The organism is Streptomyces decoyicus, from assembly GCF_019880305.1.
In the GTDB taxonomy this organism is placed as follows: domain Bacteria; phylum Actinomycetota; class Actinomycetes; order Streptomycetales; family Streptomycetaceae; genus Streptomyces; species Streptomyces decoyicus.
Window position 1 is genome coordinate 375,377 of sequence record NZ_CP082301.1, and the last position, 21,003, is coordinate 396,379.

18 protein-coding genes and 1 pseudogene are annotated in these 21,003 nt (G+C 69.6%); 10 read left to right on the forward strand and 9 right to left on the reverse strand.

Annotation, left to right across the window (positions count from 1 at the left end; genetic code table 11):
- Positions 1–55 precede the first annotated feature (55 nt).
- The gene (locus K7C20_RS01685; protein WP_030074940.1) at positions 56–943 is read left to right on the forward strand and encodes a LysR family transcriptional regulator; all 888 of its coding nucleotides are present in this window, start codon (positions 56–58) and stop codon (positions 941–943) included.
- A gap of 196 nt (positions 944–1,139) precedes the next feature.
- On the opposite strand, the gene hemC is transcribed toward K7C20_RS01685, so the two are convergent.
- A complete protein-coding gene (gene hemC, locus K7C20_RS01690; RefSeq protein ID WP_030074939.1) occupies positions 1,140–2,075 on the reverse strand; it encodes a hydroxymethylbilane synthase in 936 nt (311 codons plus the stop codon).
- 80 nt (positions 2,076–2,155) lie between these two features.
- Here hemC and K7C20_RS01695 point away from each other — a divergent pair, with 80 nt between their 5' ends.
- Positions 2,156–2,812, forward strand: a complete 657-nt coding sequence (locus tag K7C20_RS01695) for a maleylpyruvate isomerase N-terminal domain-containing protein (RefSeq protein ID WP_053209460.1) — start codon at positions 2,156–2,158, stop codon at positions 2,810–2,812.
- A 238-nt stretch (positions 2,813–3,050) separates the two neighbouring features.
- Here the strand turns inward: K7C20_RS01695 and proP are convergent, their stop codons facing one another.
- The 4 genes from proP to K7C20_RS01715 all read right to left on the reverse strand — a co-directional run bounded on the left by proP (position 3,051) and on the right by K7C20_RS01715 (position 8,904).
- Positions 3,051–4,562: a glycine betaine/L-proline transporter ProP gene (gene proP, locus K7C20_RS01700; protein WP_209443960.1), complete on the reverse strand. Its 1,512-nt coding sequence runs from the start codon at positions 4,560–4,562 to the stop codon at positions 3,051–3,053.
- Between the two features lie 1,162 nt (positions 4,563–5,724).
- Positions 5,725–6,423, reverse strand: a complete 699-nt coding sequence (locus K7C20_RS01705; protein ID WP_030074936.1) for a class F sortase — start codon at positions 6,421–6,423, stop codon at positions 5,725–5,727.
- 125 nt (positions 6,424–6,548) lie between these two features.
- Positions 6,549–7,352: a hypothetical protein gene (locus K7C20_RS01710; RefSeq protein WP_053209458.1), complete on the reverse strand. Its 804-nt coding sequence runs from the start codon at positions 7,350–7,352 to the stop codon at positions 6,549–6,551.
- 823 nt (positions 7,353–8,175) lie between these two features.
- Entirely contained in the window at positions 8,176–8,904 is a 729-nt protein-coding gene (locus tag K7C20_RS01715) for a Mut7-C RNAse domain-containing protein (RefSeq protein WP_030074932.1), read from the reverse strand.
- Positions 8,905–9,218: 314 nt separating this feature from the next.
- Between K7C20_RS01715 and K7C20_RS01720 the strand changes: the two genes are divergently transcribed.
- Positions 9,219–10,508, forward strand: a complete 1,290-nt coding sequence (locus tag K7C20_RS01720) for an ATP-binding protein (RefSeq protein WP_053209457.1) — start codon at positions 9,219–9,221, stop codon at positions 10,506–10,508.
- A 240-nt stretch (positions 10,509–10,748) separates the two neighbouring features.
- Here K7C20_RS01720 and K7C20_RS01725 read toward each other — a convergent pair whose 3' ends face one another.
- The gene (locus K7C20_RS01725; protein WP_030074930.1) at positions 10,749–11,510 is read right to left on the reverse strand and encodes a chitinase; all 762 of its coding nucleotides are present in this window, start codon (positions 11,508–11,510) and stop codon (positions 10,749–10,751) included.
- 497 nt (positions 11,511–12,007) lie between these two features.
- Here K7C20_RS01725 and K7C20_RS01730 point away from each other — a divergent pair, with 497 nt between their 5' ends.
- Positions 12,008–12,706: an aspartate/glutamate racemase family protein gene (locus tag K7C20_RS01730; protein ID WP_030074929.1), complete on the forward strand. Its 699-nt coding sequence runs from the start codon at positions 12,008–12,010 to the stop codon at positions 12,704–12,706.
- A 67-nt stretch (positions 12,707–12,773) separates the two neighbouring features.
- Here K7C20_RS01730 and K7C20_RS01735 read toward each other — a convergent pair whose 3' ends face one another.
- Complete coding sequence (locus K7C20_RS01735; protein ID WP_048828491.1) at positions 12,774–13,625, reverse strand: GNAT family N-acetyltransferase; 852 nt, start codon at positions 13,623–13,625, stop codon at positions 12,774–12,776.
- A 263-nt stretch (positions 13,626–13,888) separates the two neighbouring features.
- On the opposite strand from K7C20_RS01735, the gene K7C20_RS01740 reads away from it, so the two are divergent.
- On the forward strand, positions 13,889–14,173 hold the full coding sequence (locus K7C20_RS01740) for a hypothetical protein (protein ID WP_150127260.1): 285 nt from the start codon (positions 13,889–13,891) through the stop codon (positions 14,171–14,173).
- Between the two features lie 184 nt (positions 14,174–14,357).
- Here the strand turns inward: K7C20_RS01740 and K7C20_RS01745 are convergent, their stop codons facing one another.
- Both K7C20_RS01745 and K7C20_RS01750 read right to left on the reverse strand, forming a co-directional pair.
- A complete protein-coding gene (locus K7C20_RS01745; RefSeq protein WP_030074926.1) occupies positions 14,358–14,588 on the reverse strand; it encodes a DUF6296 family protein in 231 nt (76 codons plus the stop codon).
- A gap of 979 nt (positions 14,589–15,567) precedes the next feature.
- Positions 15,568–16,165, reverse strand: a pseudogene (locus K7C20_RS01750) (transposase); the annotation flags it as partial.
- A 530-nt stretch (positions 16,166–16,695) separates the two neighbouring features.
- Between K7C20_RS01750 and K7C20_RS01755 the strand changes: the two are divergent.
- The 5 genes from K7C20_RS01755 (at position 16,696) to K7C20_RS01775 (ending at position 20,995) form a co-directional block, all read left to right on the forward strand.
- On the forward strand, positions 16,696–16,890 hold the full coding sequence (locus K7C20_RS01755; protein ID WP_150127259.1) for a hypothetical protein: 195 nt from the start codon (positions 16,696–16,698) through the stop codon (positions 16,888–16,890).
- Positions 16,891–17,276: 386 nt separating this feature from the next.
- Entirely contained in the window at positions 17,277–18,029 is a 753-nt protein-coding gene (locus K7C20_RS01760; RefSeq protein WP_048828731.1) for a hypothetical protein, read from the forward strand.
- A gap of 330 nt (positions 18,030–18,359) precedes the next feature.
- Positions 18,360–19,529 carry a PQQ-dependent sugar dehydrogenase gene (locus tag K7C20_RS01765; RefSeq protein ID WP_030076022.1) on the forward strand — a complete coding sequence of 390 codons (1,170 nt, stop codon included), beginning with the start codon at positions 18,360–18,362 and terminating at the stop codon, positions 19,527–19,529.
- Between the two features lie 286 nt (positions 19,530–19,815).
- Positions 19,816–20,370 carry a methylated-DNA--[protein]-cysteine S-methyltransferase gene (locus K7C20_RS01770; RefSeq protein ID WP_048828732.1) on the forward strand — a complete coding sequence of 185 codons (555 nt, stop codon included), beginning with the start codon at positions 19,816–19,818 and terminating at the stop codon, positions 20,368–20,370.
- A 46-nt stretch (positions 20,371–20,416) separates the two neighbouring features.
- Positions 20,417–20,995 carry a hypothetical protein gene (locus K7C20_RS01775; RefSeq protein WP_209444008.1) on the forward strand — a complete coding sequence of 193 codons (579 nt, stop codon included), beginning with the start codon at positions 20,417–20,419 and terminating at the stop codon, positions 20,993–20,995.
- Positions 20,996–21,003 lie beyond the last annotated feature (8 nt).

Genomic DNA, 21,003 nt, shown 5'->3' on the forward strand with positions numbered 1-21,003 from the left:
ATGCAGGCGGCGGTCGCTCGCCACCGGTAAGGCCAACAGGACTTGAGGGCAGGGCATGGATCCGCATCTTCTCCGTACGTTCGTTGCGGTGGCCGGCCACGGGTCGTTCTCCGAGGCGGCCCGCGAGCTCGGCTATACACAGTCGGCGGTCTCCCAGCACATTGCCGCACTCGAAAAGGATCTCGGAGCGGTCCTGCTGCAACGACGACCGGTGGCCCCGACCGGTGTCGGCGTCCGGCTCCTCGAACACGCCAGGCCCCTGCTGCTCCGATGGGACGCCGCCCGCGCGGACATGGCCCGGCTGACCACGGCGCCCGCCACCCGGATCGTCCTCGGCGTCGCACCGCTGGCCATGACGGCCTGGCTCAGCAGCACGCTCGCCGACCTACGCGGAGCACAGCCCGGCCTGGACGTGACGGTGCACGTCCTCGGCCGTGCGGCCCTCACCCGCGACGTCGCGACCGCGACCGTGGACCTCGGCCTGGTCGACGGGATGGCCGCCCCCGCCGATCCGCTCCACCTGCCCGACGCCGGAATCCTCACGGCGACGGCCCTCGCCGAACAGCCCCTTGCCGTGGCGCTGCCGGCACAGCATCCGCTTGCCGACCGGGCCGGTCTCCGCCTGTCCGACCTCGCCGATGCCCAGTGGATCGAGGCACCCGACACCGCGATTCCGCTCGCACAGCTACGGACCGCGAGCGGGTCCGACGGCTACCGCACGTCCCTGCGCTACGAAGGCACCGATGTCCGCGGACTCACCGCACTCATCGCCGCAGGGCACGGCCTCGCCCTGCTCCCCCAGCGGGAGCTCGACGACCTGCCCGGCATCCATGCGGTCCCCCTGCGCACACCACGTCTGGTCCACCGCACCGAGGCGCTGCACCACCAGATGCCGGACGGACCGACGGCTCAGCTCGCCTCTGCCCTCGTGGCGGCTACCTGACGGTCGGCCGGGGGCGCGAGGGAGGTCGGCCTGGCGGGCGAGGGAAGCAGGACGCCATCGGCGCGGGATGGGCCTGAGCACACGCCGGCGGACGCCACGGCCCGTCGTCGCCGCCTTCGGGCCGCAACACAGGGCCGGAGTCCGGAGAGCCGGTGCCGGCCACCGACCGGGGAACCTGCCCTCCGGAAAACGGACTTCAGTGCGCGATGCCGTCGATCAGCTCGCGGGCGCCCTGACGCAGCAGGGCGACGGCCACGGACGTGCCGAGCGTTTCCGGGGTGAGCGGCCCGGCCCATTCGTGCGCGTTGAGGACCGTCTTGCCGTCGGGGGTGAAGACGCAGGCCCGCAGGGACAGTTCGCCGCGGCGGTCGGTCCTGGCGTACCCGGCAATCGGGCTGTTGCAGTGGCCTTGGAGAACGTGCAGCAGCATGCGTTCGGCGGTGGTCTCCTGGAACGTCCGGGGGTGCCCCAGCCCGCTGACCACGTCGATGGTGTCGGTGTCGTCCTCGCGGCACTGGAGCGCCAGCACCCCTGCGCCGATCGGCGGGCACATCTCGTCCACGGACAGGATCTGGGTGATCACATCCGTGCGTCCGATGCGCTCCAGCCCCGAGACGGCCAGCAGCAGCGCATCCGCCTCACCGGCCGCAAGCTTTTCCATCCGGCGGTTGGCGTTGCCGCGCATCGGCACACACTGAAGGTGCGGGTGAGAGGCGGCGAGCTGCGCGATCCGGCGGACCGACGAGGTGCCGATCCGGGTGCCTTCGGGGAGTTCGTCGAGGGTGAGCCCGCCGGGGTGGATCAGCGCGTCCCGGACGTCATCGCGTTCGAGGAACGCGGCGAAGGTGGTGCCGGCCGGCAGCGGGCGGTCACCCGGGATGTCCTTGACGCAGTGCACCGCGAGGTCCGCCTCGCCGGCCAGGAGGGCGGCATCCACCTCCTTGGTGAACGCCCCCTTCCCCTCGACCTGCGAGAGGGCGCCCATCCAACGGTCGCCGGTCGTCTTGACCGGGACGACCTCGGTGGCGATGCCGGGGTGGAGGGCGCCGAGCTCGGCGCGGACCCGCTCCACCTGGGCCAGGGCCATCGGCGAGTCGCGGGAGACGATACGGATCAGTTCAGGGGCGGACATGCGCCCACGATAGACCGTCAGATGCGTGCGACGGCCACCAGCAGGCCCCGAATCCACCGGCACTCCGGTACGGTCCCAGCATGTCCCGATCAACCGAAACCGAACTCCCGCCGTCCGCCGTAGCCGCGGACGATCTGGACCGAGCCGTACAGCTCGCGGTGACCGTATTGCGCGAGGCGCCCCCGACGGCGTGGGACGGCAAGGCGGGCTCGCTGGAGTGGGGCTGCTGGGAGACCGTCGAGCACCTCAGCGACGACCTCTTCGCCTATGCCGTCCAACTGGGCCCGAAGAAGCCGCCGTTGGAGGGCAATGTGCCCTACGTCTGGGAGAGCCGGCGGCCCGGCGGCCCCGCCAATGCCGTGCACGCCGACCGCGCGGCGGGTCCTGCCGGCCTGCTTCAGGTGCTGGAGGCGAGCGGCGCGCTGCTGGTGGCCATGGTCCGTACGATGCCGCCGCAGGTGCGTGCCCACCATGTGTTCGGGGTGTCGGATCCCGGGGGCTTCGCCGCGATGGGCACCGTGGAGACCCTGGTGCACACGCATGACCTGGCGGAGGGGCTCGGGCTCGCCTGGAACCCGCCCGCCGAACTGTGCACACGGGTACTCGCCCGGCTGTTTCCGGATGTGACGGAGACGGCCGACCCCTGGCGCACCCTGCTGTGGGCCACCGGACGCGCGGAACTACCGGGGCGCCCTCGCCGCACCACGTGGCGCTGGTACGGCGAGGTCCGGGGATAAGCGCCGGACTACGGTTCGGTTCCGGACGACGGTTCGGTTCCGGACGAAGGATCAGTCCCGTGCGAAGGGCAGGTTCCGGACGGAGGGATCAGTCCCGTGCGGAAGGGTCGGTCCCTGGCGAAAAATCAGTCCTGGGCAAGGGTCGGTCCCCTGGCGAAGGATCAGTTTCGGACGGTTGCGCCGGCCGGGTGAGCGTCGGCCCTGGTCGGGCCGTTGAGCACGCTGCCCGTCGGCACGCTCAGTGCCGGGCCCATGGGTGCCGCAGCCGCAGCCAGAGGTCCCTGGCCCGCCGCCCGGCTTCGGTCCGGCTCTTGGCCACCAGCTCCTGGGCCTGCTCCTCGCTCTCCACCATCGGGCCGGAGCCGCGCAGCGGCTTTCCCGCCGTCTCGTGCAGGAAGAAGGTGGCGATGAGCCCGACGACACCGGCGAACATGAGGTAGTAGGCGGGGACCATCTGGTCGCCGGTCGCCTGCACCAGCGCGGAAGCGATGAGCGGTGTCGTACCGCCGAAGAGCGAGACCGAGATGTTGAAGGCGATCGACAGCGCGCCGTAGCGCAGCCGGGTCGGGAACAGTGCGGGCAGTGTCGAGGCGGACGTGCCCGCGAAGCACACCAGCAGGAGCCCGAGGATCAGGCATCCGAAGGCCGGCAGCAGGATGCCGCCGCCGCGGATGAGGAGCACGGCGGGCACGGCAAGGACGATCATGGCAGCGCTGCCCGCCATGAACACGGGCCGGCGGCCCCATCGGTCGGAGGTGCGGCCCACGGTGGTGATGGTGAGCACCACAACGATCATCGTGCCGAGCACGAGCAGCTGGGCGGTGAGGGCGTCCTGCCCGAGCGTCTCGGTCATGAACGTCGGCAGGTACGAGGTCACCATGTAGTTGGTGACGTTGTAGAGCAGCACCAGCCCCATGCAGATCAGCACGGCCTCCCAGTGCCGGGTGAAGATCTCCTTCAGCCGCCCCTTACCGGACTGGCGGGCCTCCTCCACCGGGTCCTCGCCGCCCGCGGCACGGGCCTCCTCCGCGTCGTGGTGTGCCTGTTCGGCCTCACGCTGGAAGGCCGGCGTCTCCTCCAGCCGCAGCCGCATGTACAGGCCGATCAGCCCCAAGGGACCGGCAACGAGGAACGGCAGCCGCCAGCCCCAGGCCACCAAGCCGTCGTCACCGAGCACGCCCGTGAGCAGGGTCACCAGCCCGGAGCCGAGCGCGTAACCGACGAAGGTGCCGAAGTCGAGCCAGCTGCCGAGGAATCCGCGACGAGTGTCGGGGGCGTATTCGGCAATGTATGTGGTGGCTCCCGCGTATTCCCCGCCGGTGGAGAACCCCTGGACCAGACGGCAGATCAGCAGCAGAATCGGCGCGGCGAAGCCGATGGTGTTGTAGGTGGGCAGGAATCCGACGGCGAAAGTGCTGATCGCCATCATGATCATGGTGGCGGCGAGTACGCGTTTACGGCCGATACGGTCGCCGAGCGGGCCGAATACCAGGCCGCCGAGCGGCCGGACGAGAAACGCCGCGGCAAATGTGGCGAACGTCGAGACCACCTGGGCTCCGGGGGAACTCGACGGGAAGAAGACCTTTCCCAAGGTGCCGGCCAGATAGGCATAGACCCCGAAGTCGAACCACTCCATGGTGTTGCCCAGTGCCGCCGCCGACACCGCCTTGTGCACGGCGGGCCGGTCGGTGACCGTCACATCCTCGGCACTCAGCGGCCGTTTACGGCGGCGCAGCAGAATGCGGAGCATGCGGTCGGTGGCGGGAGTGCCTCCGCGGGCCGGCTTCCGGCCCCTGCGGGGATTCGACGGTCCTTGGCGTCCAGCGCTCATGTCATCCCGTCAACAGGCCTGAATCGGGTGCCTCATGAATGCCTCTCGGCAGATCAGGGGCGCGCCAATGGTTTCATTGACGGTTCATTATTCCCCTGGCATCCGTATCGGGAGAAAGCCACGGCACCGCGTGTCGCCCCAGCTGACAGCCTGTCGGCGTCATGGGGCGGGAGAGACGGGAATGGTTGTCGGAATCCCGAGGAGTTAGTACCGACGTCGTTCACGGGCCAGGGGCCAGAGGCCAGGGGCCAGGGACCAGGGGCCGCCTGATGATCGGCCTCGAACGGTGATGGCCGGTCTCGAACGGTCACGTTCTCCAGGAAGGCCTACGTGGTGCACCTGGCGCCGGGGCCCGCTTGCCCGGCGCAGCCCCCCGCGGTGAGCTGTGCTCCTTTCCCGGCCCCTTTCCCGTGCTCCATCTCAGGTGGCGGAGGGCTCGATCTGATAGGGCCATGGGTGCCGGACCGCGAAGGGCAACGCGAACCGGAAAAGTTGCGCGCCCGGGTGGTTACCCCGTTCGCCGAAGACGGACAGTTCCTACGGGTCACGGTCACGGCGCTGCCCGGCCGGCCCCGGATGAGGGCGGGGTCCCGCGAAACTCGGGCGCGCCCGAGAGCGTGGACCGGCCGGAGTGCCCCCTCACCGAAGCGGATCCACACCTGGCCCCTCCCCCATCCTCTGTCGCGTACGCGGTCGAGTCGACCGATCGCTGCCGCATCCGCCCCGCCGTATCAGCCCGTCGCCACGCACGGCCGGCAGCTTCGGCCGACGGCTTCGGCCGACGGCTTCGGCCGACGGCTTCGGCCGACGGAACGCCCGCCCATGGCCGCCCCCGCTGTGTGAGAGGCTCACCCCACTGCTCCGGTCCGATCCGGCCCGGCGCCGACCATGACAAAGCCCAGGTCGACGGGGGCCAACCTGGGCTTGCCGTGGGGGGTGCGGTGCCTGCGTGATCTGCGGGATACGAAGGCAGCCGGCCCGGCCCGGCGAGTGGAAATGGTTCAGCGTGCGGGGCGAGTCAGGCGAGTGAGGTGAGTCCGATGACTCAGCCGTGCCGGATGCCTCCTGCGCGTCGCGGGGCTCAGGTCTGTCTGAACGAGGCGAGATGGGCGAACACCACAATGTTGTCGACGTAGTCCTTGACCTTCCTGTCGTATGCGCCACCACAGGTGATCACCCGGAGCTGCGCGGTGGGAGCATCGGCGTAGACCCGGTCACTGGGGAACCTCGCCTTGTTGAAGGTCTCGACGGAGTCGACCTTGAAGGTCGCGATGACGCCGTCTTCACGGGTGATGTTGATCGTGCTGCCGGGCTTGAGCGATTCGAGTTGCAGGAACACCGCGGGTCCGGTCTTGGTGTCCACATGCCCGGCGATGATCGCCGAACCGCGCTCGCCCGGCGCCGCGCCGTCCTTGAACCAGCCGACGAGATTCTTGTCCCCCGCGGGCGGCGCATCGAGCTGTCCCGTCGGGCCGATGGTCAGCTGGGTGAAGGGCGCGTCGACGGCGATCTCCGGAATCCTCACCCGCTTCGGCGCGGAACGGGGCAGGGCCAGATCGGGGAACGCCGGGGAGGCGGAGGACCTCGGCGTGGCGGAGGAGGCCACGGCGGAGTGGGACTGCGGCTTGGGGTCTGCCGACGTGTCCACGGAGTTGTAGACGAGCAGGGAGCCCAGCAGAAACGCTCCCGCAGACCACAGCAGGCCGCGGCCGACGGGGCGGGACGCGGAGGCGGTCCGAGGTGGGTGCGAATTCGGCTGGGGCGACTGCTGGGCGGTCATGTGAGGTGCCTTTCATGAACGGGGCGGGGAGGCGTGAGGAGCGGCGGTAATGCCGTCGCCGCGGCCACCGTCCGCGAGGAACGGTGGCCGCGACAGCACAGCGGCTCCCGCATGGGGCAGCCGGATCAGGCCGCCGCAGCGCCCGAGGTGTTGCGACGACGCAGCATGTACGCACCGGCGCCGAGGCCACCGAGCATCAGCACCGAACCGGCAGCCAGACCGCCACCGGTCGCCAGGCCGCCACCACCGGTGTGGATGCCGCCGTGAGGCTTGCGGTGCTCGCCGTAGCCACCGTGGTCACGGTCGCCGTAGCCACCGTGGTCACGGTCGCCGTAGCCGCCGTGGTCACGGCCGTGGTCGCGGTCGCCGTACCCGCCGCGGCCGTGGTCACGGTCGCGGTCGCCGCCGCGCCCGTGCTTGTCGTGGTCGTCTCCGTAGCCGCTGCTCTGGTCCCAGTCGGCGAGCACGGTCTTGGCCATGGCGCCGCCACCGGTGTGCATACCGCCGCTCGGCCTCCGGTCGCAGTTGTCACCCCAGTGGCCGTGGTCGCGGTCGCCGTACCCACCGTGGCCGTGGTCGCGGCCGTTGTCACGTCCGTTGTCGCGGCCGTTGTCGTGGCCGTTGCCACGGTCACGTCCGTTGTCGCGGCCGTTGTCACGGCCGTTGTCACGGCCGTACCCGCCGCGACCGTTGTCACGGCAGTTGTCACGGCGGTGGTCACCACGGCCGTTGTCACGTCCGTGGTCACGGCCGTTGTCCCGCCCGTGGTCACGGTCGCGGTCGCCGTTCCTGTCGTGGTCGTTGTTGCTGACGGAAGAAGCGCTGTCCGAGGCAATGTCCGCCGTGATCATGGCGTTCGCAGCGGGAGCGGAGATGGCAAGCACCGCCGTAATGGCGGCTGAGGCGAACAGGGTGCGAGCAGTGCGCATGGGGACATGTTCCTTTCGGCGCGACTGCGAAGGCTGACTCTTTGTCGGCTCATCGGATCGCAGTGGCGACGTGATCACCGTCAGCCGGATCGCGGCCTCGCACCACCGGAGAACGTCGCATTCGAGGGACACCATGGGCTCTTCGGGTGGCCGAAGGCGGTGGATTCACCCATTGGATGGCGCGCGTCGTCGGCGTGTCGCGCAACGAGTGGGCTAGAGGCGCTTTCGCAGCCCTCCACGGCGGTGCAATTCAGCCTTGAACGAGCGCGACGAACGGCCCTTTCCGCGACACGCCGAGGGTGCGACAGCCCCGTGCCCATGCCAGGACGAGGGCCGGTCGGCGAGCGCATATCGAGGGGGAACTCGACGCGATTGATGCGGGCGAAACCCACGGGCCCCTCCCTGCGCCTTGCGATGGCGGCTCTGGCGGGCTGCTGTCACTCCGTAGCGCGGGAAGTGCACGAATTGCGCCGAACTCCCGTACAGCAACGGTCCGTTCAGCGGACCACCACCCGCGCGGAACCGGTCGAAGCGGAAACGGTGGGACGCTGCTCCCCGGTAGCTCCACGCCGGAATTCTGAGAGATGCCGGCTGAGTACCGACCTCGGGGCCGGGCCACCTTCCGAGACCGCCGGCGAAATAAACCCATCGCCCCCCGGAGTTTCTCAACAGCCTTTTCCCGGCGCCTCGTTCAGCCGGACATCACGAGTGCTCCCACCCACCCGAATTGCGGAAGCCGTACGCCCGTGGGGCCGACCCCGCAGGCGGTCTCTGTTCCTCCTGAATGCATCGAGGGCCGGACCTCCCCTCGCCTGACCTCACCTCAGGTGGCGCTGTCCCGGAGTGCCTCTTCGACGATTGCCTCCAGGCGCGCATGGTGCGCCCCCCGCCAGTAGACGCGCCCGCAGGCAGTGCACTGCGCGAAGACGTCATACGTGCGCTGAGTGCCGTGCTCGAGGTGCTCCCGGACCGAGTTCTTGTCGGCGTCGGCCAGCCGGCCGTTGCAGGCGGTGCACCGCGTCCACGGGGCGAGTGCGGGAGCGAAGCGGCCCAGTACGTCCCGGAGTTGGTCCTCGGGCCGGTCGCTGTAGACGAAAGCGCCCGCCCAGATCTCCCGGCGTCGCAGCAGCCCCCGGTCCCGGGAGAGCAGCACTCGTCGCTCTTTCGCCGAGAGCGCGGCCAGCGCCGCGTCGCCGGGGTCCTCGTTCGTGTACGCCGCGTCGACGCCGAGCAGCCGCAGCCTGCGGGCAAGGGTGCCGAGATGCACATCGAGCAGGAAGCGCAGGGGGGCGCCGGGGACCCGCTGCGGGCGCTCGACGGCCTGCACCTCGATGGTCTCGCCCGCCCCGGGGACATGGGCGACGGGAACCTCCGCACCGTTCACGACGACACGCCCGACCTCGGTGAGCGGAACGCCGAGCGACTCGACGACATGGCCGAGCGTCGATGCCCCGTCGGTCACCACGGGCGCAGGGGCGGTGGTGGTGTGCTCCGACGCGACGAAAAGATGCAGCTCAGGGGCGAAGCTGACATGAATCTCAGGACCGTTCACGCCGGACAGCATGCCATCGTGCGGGACGGGCCGGCCAGCGCATTGTGGCCGGTCACAGAGGGAGAACCAGGCCCGGGTTGCCCCACGTCCGACCGTGCTCCGCCGGACCGGCCCCAGGGCGTGTCCGCAACGTCCCGCCTGGCAGCTCGAGTGAGGCGCGCCGCGGTCCGACCGCGGCTGTGGCGGATCTGGCTACGTACGGACCGTAGCGATCTGCGTCCCGGATTGTTCACGATGGAGCGGGCCCCGCTCCGCCGCCACCCCTAGCCTCACTGCCACCACATCACCAACATCACCAACGAGGGGCGGTACCGGTGAACTGGCTCATCCACGACTACCGCGAGAACGATCTCGCCGAAGTGGTCCACCTGATCGACTCCACGGCCGAGCTCGGGCAGGAGTCCGTCTTCTCGCTCGCCGAGTGCATCAGCGCGCTGACCTCTCGGCAGCCGGCCGTGGTGGCCGTCCACCAGGGTGCGCCCATCGGGGCGGCACTCGCGTGTGTCGCAGGTGAGCGGGGCTGGGTGATGCGGATCGCGATCTCTTCGGCCTGGCGCGGCCGGGGGCTGGCGAGTGCGCTGCTGGTGGAGCTGGAGCGGCGGCTGATCGCCGCCCGGGTGAGCCGTATCGCCTATGTGCTCCCCGAGGAAGATCTTCTCGGGGAGGGACTGCTCAACGCCGGCTATACCCGGCAGCCTGCCGTGGCCTACTTCGAGAAGGTCGAGCCGCATCACGGACCGGCGGCCAGCCTCCTGGAGGACCTCGGCGGGCGGTTCCTGCCCACCGACCTGTGGGCCAAGGTGGCCGGCATGGAGGCGGAGAAGGACCTCATCGAGCGGCGTGTCGTGCTGCCGCTGGCGGAGCCGGAGCGCGCCGCCCGGCACGGGGTCAGGCCGCCGCGGGCGATCGCCCTGTTCGGTCCGCCGGGAACCGGGAAGACCACCTTCGCCCGTGGTATCGCCGCCAGGCTCGGCTGGCCGTTCGTCGAGCTCCTGCCGTCCCGGCTGGCCGACGAGGGAAATCTGGCGGCGGCCCTGCGCAGCGCGTTCGCCCGGATCGCGGAACTGGAGCGGGTCCTCGTCTTCATCGACGAGGTCGAGGAGATCGCGCCGCTCCGTAGCGAGCCCGCGCAGCCGGGCGGGCTGCACGGCGTGACCAATGAGCTGCTCAAGCTGATACCCGGTTTCCGGGAGCGGGACGAACGGCTGCTGGTGTGCGCGACCAACTCCATCCGCTCGCTCGACCCGGCCTTCCTGCGCCCCGGCCGGTTCGACTACTTGATCCCGATCGGTACGCCGGACACAGCGGCCCGGGCGGCCATCTGGTCCCGGTACACGGACGGCCGGGCCGATGTGGATGTGGCAGCGCTGGTGGCGGCCAGTGACTTGTTCACCCCGGCCGACATCGAACACGCCGCTCGGGTGGCCGCCCAGACTTCCTTCGAGCGGGATCTGGAGGCGATCGGCGTCGGCGCGGGTGCGCACGGGCGGCTCGGGGCGAGCACCGAGGACTATCTCGCCGCCATCGCCCAGTGCCGGCCGACCGTCACCCCCGCGATGATCGACGAATTCGACGCCGACATCACCGCCCACGCTCGTTGCTGACGCCCCTACCAGGCGCAACGCTCCTGGCGACGGCCTGCGCTGCCCCGGCCCGGCCCGGCCCGGCCTGGCCTGGCCATGGATGTCTGCCTCGACCCGGCCCCGTCCAGTGCACCGGAATGCTCAACCGGGGAACGGAACACTCCCGGTGCACCGGAACGACCGGCCGGCCGGACGCGCCACCCACCACCGCTCGCGGCGTCAGGGGCCGCCCGGTGCCGGCCACACCCGGACACTCCCTCGTCAGCAGCTCAAGTTGCCGCCAGGCGTGGTCCCCAGGATCTGCACAAAGCTCTGGTAGCTGTTGATCCTGCTCTGTACCTGGCCGGGGTTGCCGCCGTTGCACTCCAGGGAACCGTTGATGCTGCGGATGGTCTCACCGAACCCGGCGCCGCTGACCATGGCGTGGTGCGGGGTCATGGTGCCCGGCCCGGTTTGCGTGTTCCAGTACCAAAGGGCGGTCTTCCAGGCGACGGCGGCATCCCGCTCCACCAGGTAGGGGTTGTTCAGCAGGTCGATGCCGAGCGCATCGCCCGCCGCCTTGTAGTTGAAGTTCCAGCTGAGCTGTATCGGGCCACGGCCGTAGTAGGCGGCCTGTCCTGCCGGGCACCCGTACGGCTGGCTGGCATCGCAGTAGTGGGGGTAGTTCCCGGTGTTCTGCTCCACGACGTGGACGAGGCCACCGGTCTCGTGGCTGACGTTCGCGAGGAAGGCCGCGGCCTCCTGCCGCTTCACGGTGTCGCTCCCGGTGTTCGCGAACTCCGGATAGGCACTGAGAGCCGCGGTCAGGCCGCTGTAGGTGTAGAACGAATTCCGGTTCGGGAACATCTGGTTGAACTGGGCCTCGCTGACGACGAATCCCTCGGCGCGGGTGTCATTTCCGGCCGGGGTCACGGCGCAGCCGGAGCAGGCCGAGGTGGCGGCCGCGGGCATCGTGGGTCCGACGAGGGCCACGCTTGCGGCTATGGCGGTGGCGCCCAACAGCGCGGCAATACGCGATCTCATGTGCGGTGACTCCTTCGCGCGGCACGCCTCCGACAGGAGCGGCCACTGCATGTGGGGGGAAGTGCCGACTGAGCTAATCGCCTTACTGGGCTCGCGAGTTGACGTGCGTCGACGTGCGTCAACGTGCGTCGGCAACGAATCAATCCCTTCCCCGCGGTACGAGCGGCGTGGGAGCACGGATCGACCAAGCGGCACATTCATGGACAGGTACGGGCACGACTCAGCTGCGACGGACTGAGACCGTAACGAGCTGCGGTCTAGACCAACGTCAGGTTATGGGCAGCGCGTTGAACATGTCCATACCAATGCACCGCCCCAGTGCACCGCCCCAGTGCACCGCCCCAGCGCACCGCCCCATTCCCCCTCCCCGGAGAGGCATGACATCCCCCGCGGAGCGGTCGTCGTCAAGCCACCGCGAGAGACCGGGACGACGGCGAGTCCGGCCACGACCCCGGAGTGCTGACGCAACGGCCCGCGTCCTGTGCGAAGGTGGCCCGATGAAAACGATCGGGTTGCTCGGAGGCATGAGCTGGGAGTCCACGGCGGAGTACTACCGGCTGCTGAACCAGTTGACGCGCGAGCGGCTGGGCGGCCTGCACCCCTCGAAGTGTGTGCTCTACTCCGTGGACTTCGCAGAGATCGAACGCCTCCAGGTCGAAGGACGCTGGGAACAGGCCGCCCAGGTGCTCGCCGAAGCCGCCAGGGCGCTGGAATCGGCCGGCGCGGACATGCTGTTGCTCTGCACCAACACCATGCACAAGGTCGCCGATGAGATATCCGCCGCCGTGACCGTCCCGTTGGTGCATCTCGCCGACACCACAGCGGACGCCGTACGCTCCAGCGGCCTGCGTCGCGTCGGATTGCTGGGCACCGCCTTCACCATGGAGCAGGACTTCTACCGCGGGCGACTCGAAAGCCACGGTCTGGACGTCCTCGTCCCGGACGCCGCGGGGCGGGGAACCGTCCACCGCGTGATCTACGAGGAGCTGTGCCAGGGCATCGTCCACGAGACATCCCGGCAGGCATACATGGCCGTCATCAGTGATCTCGTCACCGCCGGAGCCGAGGGCATCGTACTGGGCTGCACCGAGATCGAGCTGCTCATCGAGCCGGAGCACAGCCCGGTCCCGGTCTTCCCCACCACCCGGCTGCACGCCGAAGCAGCCGTCACACGCGCACTCGCCGACGCCCCGTAACCCGTAAACCCGTAACCCGTAACCCGCAATGCCATCGCGCATCACGGGTTACGGGCCCCGCGAGCCGCTACTCGACGGGCTCCGCGATCAGTGCGGTGGCCACGGAGCGGAAGCCGAGCCGGGCGTAGATCCGTGCGACATCGTCGTCGCCCGCGGACAGGAAGAGCGTCTCGACACCTCGCGATCGTGCGTCCGCCACCAGCGCCGCGGTGACGGCGAGCCCGAGACCACGGCGGCGCGCGGTCGGCAGCGTTCCCACTCCGACGATCTCGCTGACCTTCCCGACCGGCTGGTGCTGACCGGCGCACAGCGCGGTGCCGTCCTCCACCGCGGCGGCGACACACGTCAGACCGGCCCGAATACGTGCGGCCGAGCGTTCCACCGACCCGTCACCGGCGCTGTTCCGCACCGCCTCGTCCAATTCCGCCACCCCTGCCACACCCACACCGGTCCCAGGGTCGGCGAAGGCCAGGTGAGGGACGGTCAGCGCGGCGGGCAGCACAGGGTCGTCCGGCCCGACGGTCCGCAGCACCACACCGTCGGCCACCTCGGGCACCTCGGGGGTCGGGGCGTCCGGGCCCAGCACCATCAAGGGATGCGCGTGCACCGCAAGCCCCGTCTGCTCGACCGCGGCCTTCAGCGTGGGCGCGGTCTCGGCAACCCACTCGAAACTCTCCGGGAGACCCAACTCCCGCTGCCGAGCGCGCACTCGGGCCACCTCGTCAGCACTCACCGCTCCTTCCCGCCCCAGGGTCGGGCGTGCGTAGAAGGGCCACCCCTGCCCCTCCCGGACGAACAGCGTCAACGCCCCGAAGTCCTCGGCCTGGGCGCCGGAGCGGGGGGCAGCGTCGTAGTACGCCTCGAGCTGGTCCAGCAATTCACGACGATCATCAAGATCTACAGAAGTCACACCGCGCATCCAAGCAGCCGGCCGCGAACCGCTGCCACACATTAATCCCCCACTACCGGCAGCGACGTCCCGCCCCGCATGACGCCCGGCAACGAGCGGTTCCTGGACGGAGCGCTGATCAACTGCCGTGCCGACCAGCCTCGCGCGAACGAACCGTAAGGTGGAGCCTCTAGGATCGCCCGGGTTGAGCGCAATGCGACCGCCAACTCCCCCATCGTCACGGATTCTTGGGTCATGCCGAGGTTTGAACTCGCGGCAGGTACGCTGACGTGGTGTCGCGTACCGAGTTAGAACGACTGGCCAGGATCCGGATGCAGGTCACCGGTGAGACGCTCGAACGCGCCATGGCCGCCCTCGAAGGCCGGACCACCACCTCCGGGTCGCAATCCGAGCCCCACACCGACCCCGATCCTGGTCCCGCGTCGGACGAGAACGGTGAGGCCAACGCGGCCGACGTGGACAGCGCACACGGCGAGAGCAATGCGGGCGGCGAGAACGCCACCACGCCCGACGGTCGACGGACACCCAAAAGGCGAAATCATCTGCGCGGGCTCTGATAACCGTGCAGGCGTGGGGCGACGGAGTGGCACCTGACGGGCGGATCCAGCTACCCGCCTGTGCTGATCGAGATAGCTGATCAGTGATTCCCACCCCCGGAAATACACACAGCGCAAACAAGCGCATACACAACGTGAGGGCAATTGCCCGTGCAACGCTGCCGGACGAGACGCCGGAATTCCCTCACGGCGTGAGAGGTCGCGCCAGCAGCGGCGTCCGGAGCATCTGATGTCCCCCGCTGGCCAGCATGCGGACCTCTCCCCGGTCGCTGATTTCCGCGCGCACGATCCCCGATTCGTCCTCGTAGACGGGATAGCCGCCCGCTCCGGCCCGCTCGGTACGACGGACGATCACTACGTCGTCCTCGACCGCAGGAGCTTGAAATACCAGCTCATAGCTTTCCGGATAATCCATCGGTGCCTCCGACAAGACTCGGCAGGTGCTCCAGGCGTCCCCCACCGCCCCTGTACGCGCGCCGCTGCACCTCGGCTCTTCCATCGTCGCCCACACGGGCCCGGCGCGCCTGAGGAGGACCCGGACGGTTGCTTCGTCGCCTGGCGGATGTATGCCGCCGGGCGGGCGTAGCCGAGCTGCCCGCCCAGGAGGCCGGCCGGCTGGGCTCGCCCCTCGGCGGGCGATCGACTGGCCCAGCGTGGCCTGCACTGTTTGGACTGCCTGCACTGCCTGCACTGCCTGCACTGCCTGCACTGCCTGCATTGAGTGCATTGACTGCACTGCCCGCGCCGGGCGGCCTCGGCGGGCCACGACTCGACCGTGCGGCCTGGGCGAGACGCTCAGGGAATTCCATGAGCTGGGATGCGGGGCGCATTCTCTGCAGTGCAGTGCAGTGCAGTGCAGTGCAGTGCAGGGCGGTGCAGGGCGGTGCAGGATGGCTTCGCGCAGCGGCAGGAATACGGGGCGGATGTGTGGCCCCGCTCCCGTGCGCTGTCACAGGAGCGGGGCCGGTCCGAGTAGCGCCAGCAGCTCGGATAGTTACGGGAGCCACCGTACGGGGCACCACTGACAACGGCGGGCCCCGCGGAACTCGGCGAGGTGCTCATGGCGAGCCATCCCGCCCGAGAAGGGGTGAGGTCGCGGCCGCACACGCATGCGACGAAGCGGGTGCGGGCCGTCGCCACCGGCCGCGGCGGAAGGTACGGGCGGTCGGCGCCAGCCGCGAGAGCCCAGAACGGTATCACCCGATCGGAGTATCGTCCGCGCAGCCACCGCCCAGTCACCGGCCAGCCACCACCCAGCCCCGCGCCATCTTCGTCGGCCTCGAACGGGACACGGCAATTGCCCGGCCGCCGTATGGCCGGCCACTGCATTGGCCAAGGCTTGTCCCGCAATAATCTTCGGATGAGTGGGGACCGGTCGCGGTGTGACGGCCGACCTATCTGGAGAGGTCAAGGTTGTGCAGGCGGGCGACGTCGAGCATGGCGTGGCGGACGCCGTCGCCCTTGAGGCGACCGTCGCGGAGGATCGTCCAGGTCTTCATACGGGCGAAGGTGTGCTCGACGCGGGCGCGTATCTGCTGGTGGGAGCGGTTGTGTTCCTGTTTCCGGTCGGGCAGTTCCTCGCCAGCCCGGCGGCGGTGCGGCATCACGAGTCCGGTTCCTAGATTGCCGCCGTCGGCGATCGTCGTGGTCGTGCCGACAGCGGGCCTTCGCTCCCGATTCCTCCCAGGCTCTGCAGTCGTTGCGGTTGCTCGGCAGTGGCTGGCCGACCACAACGACAATGCCTGTGCCGGCGTCGACGACGACTTGGTGGTTGGTGGAGTACCGGTAATTCTTGGACTGCCCGGCGATCGCCTGGTCGCGAGTGGGCACCAGAGTGCCGTCCACGATGAGGACGGTGCCCTTGGCGGAACGCTGTCGGGGCTGAAGCGGGAGAAGCGGGCCGAGATGGTCAATGATCCGGTCGGCTGCAGATTTCGAGACGCCCAACAGTGGAACGAGTTGGCGCATCGTCAAGTTCGTGCGCCAGTACACACTTGGAAACGGTGATGCGGCTGGCCTTGGGATCGAACTCGGCCCTCACCGCCAGGACCTCCTCCTTCCTGGCCCCGCGCTCTTCGGTAGGGCGGATGACCAGACACCTCGCGATCAACGAGTGGCCCACACCTCGACGTACGGGCCTGGGTCGATCTGGTCGATGTCGAACCCGGCCCTGGTAACCCCTTCTGCCCCTTCCTCCATTGAAGGACGGAGGAAGTGAAGGACGGAGGAGGAAGCGGGAGCAGGGCTTGCCTGGCTGCCCGGCTACCGGGCTGCCGGGCTACCGGGCCCGCGATACAAACCTGGCGCCGGGGCCAGGGCTCCCGCCTGTGAGTGACCGCGAGTGACCGCGGAGCGTGTGGGAATGGACACATGCAGGCAGCAAAGGCCGCGCGACGGGCCGACTGTCTCTGCTGGTCAGGAAGTTGAGATGGCGTAGGGACGTCGGCCGGGGCACCGGCTGCATCCGTCGGGAGGCCGCGAGCGGGGCCGCGTTGTCAGTGTCTGCCCCTAGCATGGCTCATATGTCCCCAACTCCTTCTGCCCCTACGGGGGCGCCCGTTCCTGCTTCCGAGGCGAACGAATCGATCCGGCGATTTGTGCGCGCCCGCCGCGGCGTGGCGTGGTCGGCTCAGGACATGGCGGAGTATGCGGTGCTGCTGGAGATCTGGACGTTGGCGGTGCGCTCGGAGGTCACGGAGGTTGTCGAGGCGGCGTAGGTCCGCGCACGGTCAACGCAACGGCCCGCGCCCGGCCTTCGTGCCGCGTCCCGCCTCCCGCCTCCCGCCTCCCGCCTCCCGCGTCCCGCCTCCCGCCTCCCGCCTCCCGCCTCCCGCCTGGACAGCGTCTGCGACAGCCCAACGCTCCAGGGTCGGCTTGCGGTGAACAAGCGGCTGCGAATGCTGCGTTAGTGGTGCGTTAGTAGATCGGCAGGGGCCGGCGCCAAGCTGGCGCTCGTACCGCTCACGAACGCGGAACGAAGGCCGCACCCAACGGTCGTGGCCCAAAGCCAACCACGCACACGCACACGCCAACGCCGGCTCCTACGTGGCAACGGCGCATTCCCCAGAGAAGCTGTGCGGCACCTTGCACATAAAGGGGTTTCATGTCCTGGAAGAAGGCCTCCGACGTCGATGCAGACGCCCACAGCGCCATCGTGTCCGCCCCCACCGCCGGCTCCGCCTTACGCCGAGGGCGCCGGGTCGCCGCCGCTTCGCTGGTTGCCGTGGCCGCACTCTCGTTGACCGCCTGCGGCAGCGGCGGTGACGGCACGAAGGCGAGCACCAAGGTCTCGTCGACCCCCGACCCTTCGCGCCTGGCGGACGAGGCAGCGGCCCTGGGCGATGTTGCGGACGAACCAGCCGCCACGGACAAGTCGACGCCGAGCCAGAAGCCGTCTGCGACCGGGAAGACCGGCGGTGCCGGCGGCGGGGCGAGTGACGACAAAACGGATCGCGACGGCGGGACGAAGGGTGGCAACCGTGCGGGCGGCTCCGACCGCACGGGCGGCACGGACGCAGGTGGCAGCTCGGCGGCCGGGTCCGGGTCTGCGTCCCGGGGCAAGGGTGTGAGCGGCACCTGGAACGGCGTCCTCAAGTACCTGGCTCCCGGCAAGATGACCGTGGCTCCGGACTCCGGACCCGAGCAGGGGTTCTTCGTCGACTCACAGACCAAGAGCCTGGGCGCGGCCGCGATGTGCGCGTCGAACGGCAATGTCACCCTGGACGAAAGCGGTTACGGCACCTCCCCGTGCACCGAGGCCCAGCTGGAGGAGGCGGCCAAGATGAACTCGCTCGAGGTCCGGGTCACCCTCGAGGGCGGCGTAGCGACAAAGGTCGTCGAGCACTACCACCCTTGAGAGCGTCGAAGATACGGCTCAGCGCTCCTTTACGCCTGGCGTGTGCCGGTACCCCTCCCCTGACCAGTCCGCCGCCGACACCCCCCGTCCGCAGCGGCGTCGTCAGCCCGGCCATCGCCGCCCAAACCGGCCACAGTCCCCTTCGCTTGGCATCAACTCCCCTGGCAGACAAGGCAGATACTTCCCACCCTCCAGCCTTGACCCTCCCCCCGAGGCGCAGTAGTTTCCGGGGCCGATACAACAGGAATCTCTCCTGTCAGCTCGACGCTAGTGATGCTCGTCCCGAGGGAACGCCTCGTCGCATCGTCCTGACTGGAGGACCCCATGCGCATGCGCACCAGATCCGCGCGCCGCACCACTTGGACCGTGGCCGCCGCTGCCACCCTGACTGCCGGAGTTCTCATCTCGGCCCCCGGCGCAGGCCATGCCGCCGGTACGAGCCACACCGCCGATACAGGCCGCGCCGCCGGTACGAGCCGCATAGCCGGTCCGAGCCACACCGCCGGGAGCCCGGACCCGGCCCTCGCCTCCGAGCCCGGCTCCCCCAAGACCGTCTCGTCGGGCTGGTCCATCCCCTGGGGCCTGAGCTGGCTGCCGGACGGCTCCGCCCTCCTCACCGAGCGCGACACGTTCAAGGTCTACACGCTCACCCAGGGCGGTACGAAGAGGCAGATCGGCGAGGTCCCGAACGTCGTCACCACGGGCGGCGAGGGGGGACTGTTGAGCATCGCCGTATCGCCGTCCTGGAAGAGCGACCATTACGTGTACGTGATGCACACCGCCGCCGACGGCAACCGCATAGCCCGCATGACCTTCGACGGCAGCGCCCTCAGCGACTACAAGGTGCTGGTCGACGGCATCAAAAAGAGCACGTACCACAACGGCGGGCGCATCAAATTCGGCCCCGACGGCTACCTTTACGCCACCACGGGCGACGCACAGTCGCCCGGTCTCGCCCAGGACAAGACATCCCTCAACGGCAAGATCCTGCGGATGGCTCCCGACGGAACGCCCGCCCCCGGGAACCCTTTCCACTCACTGGTCTACTCCTACGGCCACCGCAACCCTCAGGGCATCACCTGGGACGCCGAAGGCCGTCTGTGGGAAGGCGAGTTGGGCGACAGCAAGTACGACGAGCTGAATCTCGTCGAGCCGGGCAAGAACTACGGCTGGCCCGCATGCGAGGGTGGATGCTCGACCACCGGGATGACCGATCCCAAGCGTCAGTGGCCCGTCGCGGAAGCCTCGCCCAGCGCGGTCGCCTACGCCGACGGGGCGATCTACATGGCCGCGCTGCGCGGCGAGCGGCTGTGGCGCATCCCGGTCGCCGGCACCACCGCGGGCACCCCGAAGGCGTACTACACCAACGACTACGGACGACTGCGTACGGTCGAGTCCGTACCCGGCACGAAGTCCCTATGGCTGACGACCACCAACGCCGACAACAACGGCGACGGTGAGGCGGGCTCCGACAAGGTGTTCCGGATCGACCTCATGTAGCTCTCCCCCCACAGAACGTGATCGGTGCGTCGGCCGCTATCCGGGCGACGGGTGGACCACGCCGGTGGCCGGCGCACGAGTGGGGCGAGAGGGGCGAGAGGGGGCGATTGATCGGTGGTCGGTCGGTGGGGAGTGGGTGACCCCCGGGTGCCGGCGGGCCGGCGGGCTGCGGTCAGCGGTTGGGACCGACCAGCACCCACCGTGACGTCCGTTTTCCGCCAGCCGAGGCGAGGACGACCCCGCAGACTCGAAGAGTGAAAGCAGTGAACACGAACGAGGAAGCACCATGACCAACACCACCGCCACCACCTCCACCACCGCCACCGCCACCGCCAGCTACACCACGCTCGACAGCCCTCTGGGTGAGCTGCTGCTCGTCGGCGAAGAATCGCCCACCGCGCCCGGCGGCACCGCCCTGACCTCCCTCTCCATGCCGCGGCAGCGGGGCGGCGCCACCGTGCAGCCGCACTGGCATCGCGACGCCCGGCCCTTCGCCGAGGCCGTCCGCCAGCTCCGCGCCTACTTCGGCGGCGAGCTCACCCGCTTCGCGCTCGAGTTCCGCACGACCGGTACGGAATTCCAGGAGCGCGTCTGGCAGTCGCTGGCGACCATCCCCTACGGCACCACGACCACCTACGGGCGGCTGGCCGAGGCCCTCGGCGTACCGCGCAGCGACGTACGAGCACTAGGGGCCGCGATCGGCGCGAATCCGCTGCCGATTCTGCGCCCGTGCCATCGCGTGATCGGCGCGGATGGCACGATGCGCGGCTACGCAGCAGGCGTCGAACGCAAAACCGCCCTGCTCACGCACGAGGGCGCACTCCAGCCCACACTCATCTGATACCCCGCCCCTCCCCCGGGACATCCCTTCCCCCATGACCCCTCCCATGACCTCTCCCATGACCATGGCCTCTCCCCTCATTTCCCCGGCGGAGGCGGCCGCGTACGGCGACCTCCCCTCCCCCGCCCCGCACTCCGACGCCGAACTTGCTGCCCTGCTCGCCCTGTTGACCGCACCCGGCACTCGTATCGCCACAGTGGTCGTCGGGCACAGCCGGGACGCCGCGTCACGTTCGTCCGCGGCAGCGTTCGCCGAAGCCTGGCGCGCTCTCGGGCGGCTGCCGGTGCTCGCCGTGGTCGACTGGCCGGAGTCCGCCGCGTCCTGGCTCCGGGCGGCCAACCGCTTCACGGCCGAGGCCCCTGATGCCTGGGTGGTGGCCGCCGCACCTCTCGGCTGGGCGCAGATGAGCCGACGGCTGCGCCACAGCACCGACTGGGACCCGGCACGCACCTACGGCTTCGCGGCTCTCGGCGACTCCCGTGGCCCCGCCCTGGCCGGCCAGACGACGCTGCACGGCATGCGCGGTGTCACTGCGGACGGCGGCATCTGGACCGTCGACCGCAGCTGGGTGACCCAGCAACTACCTGCCCGTCGGCCGACGGCCCGTCCCCGTGGCACGCTGTAAGCAGCGAG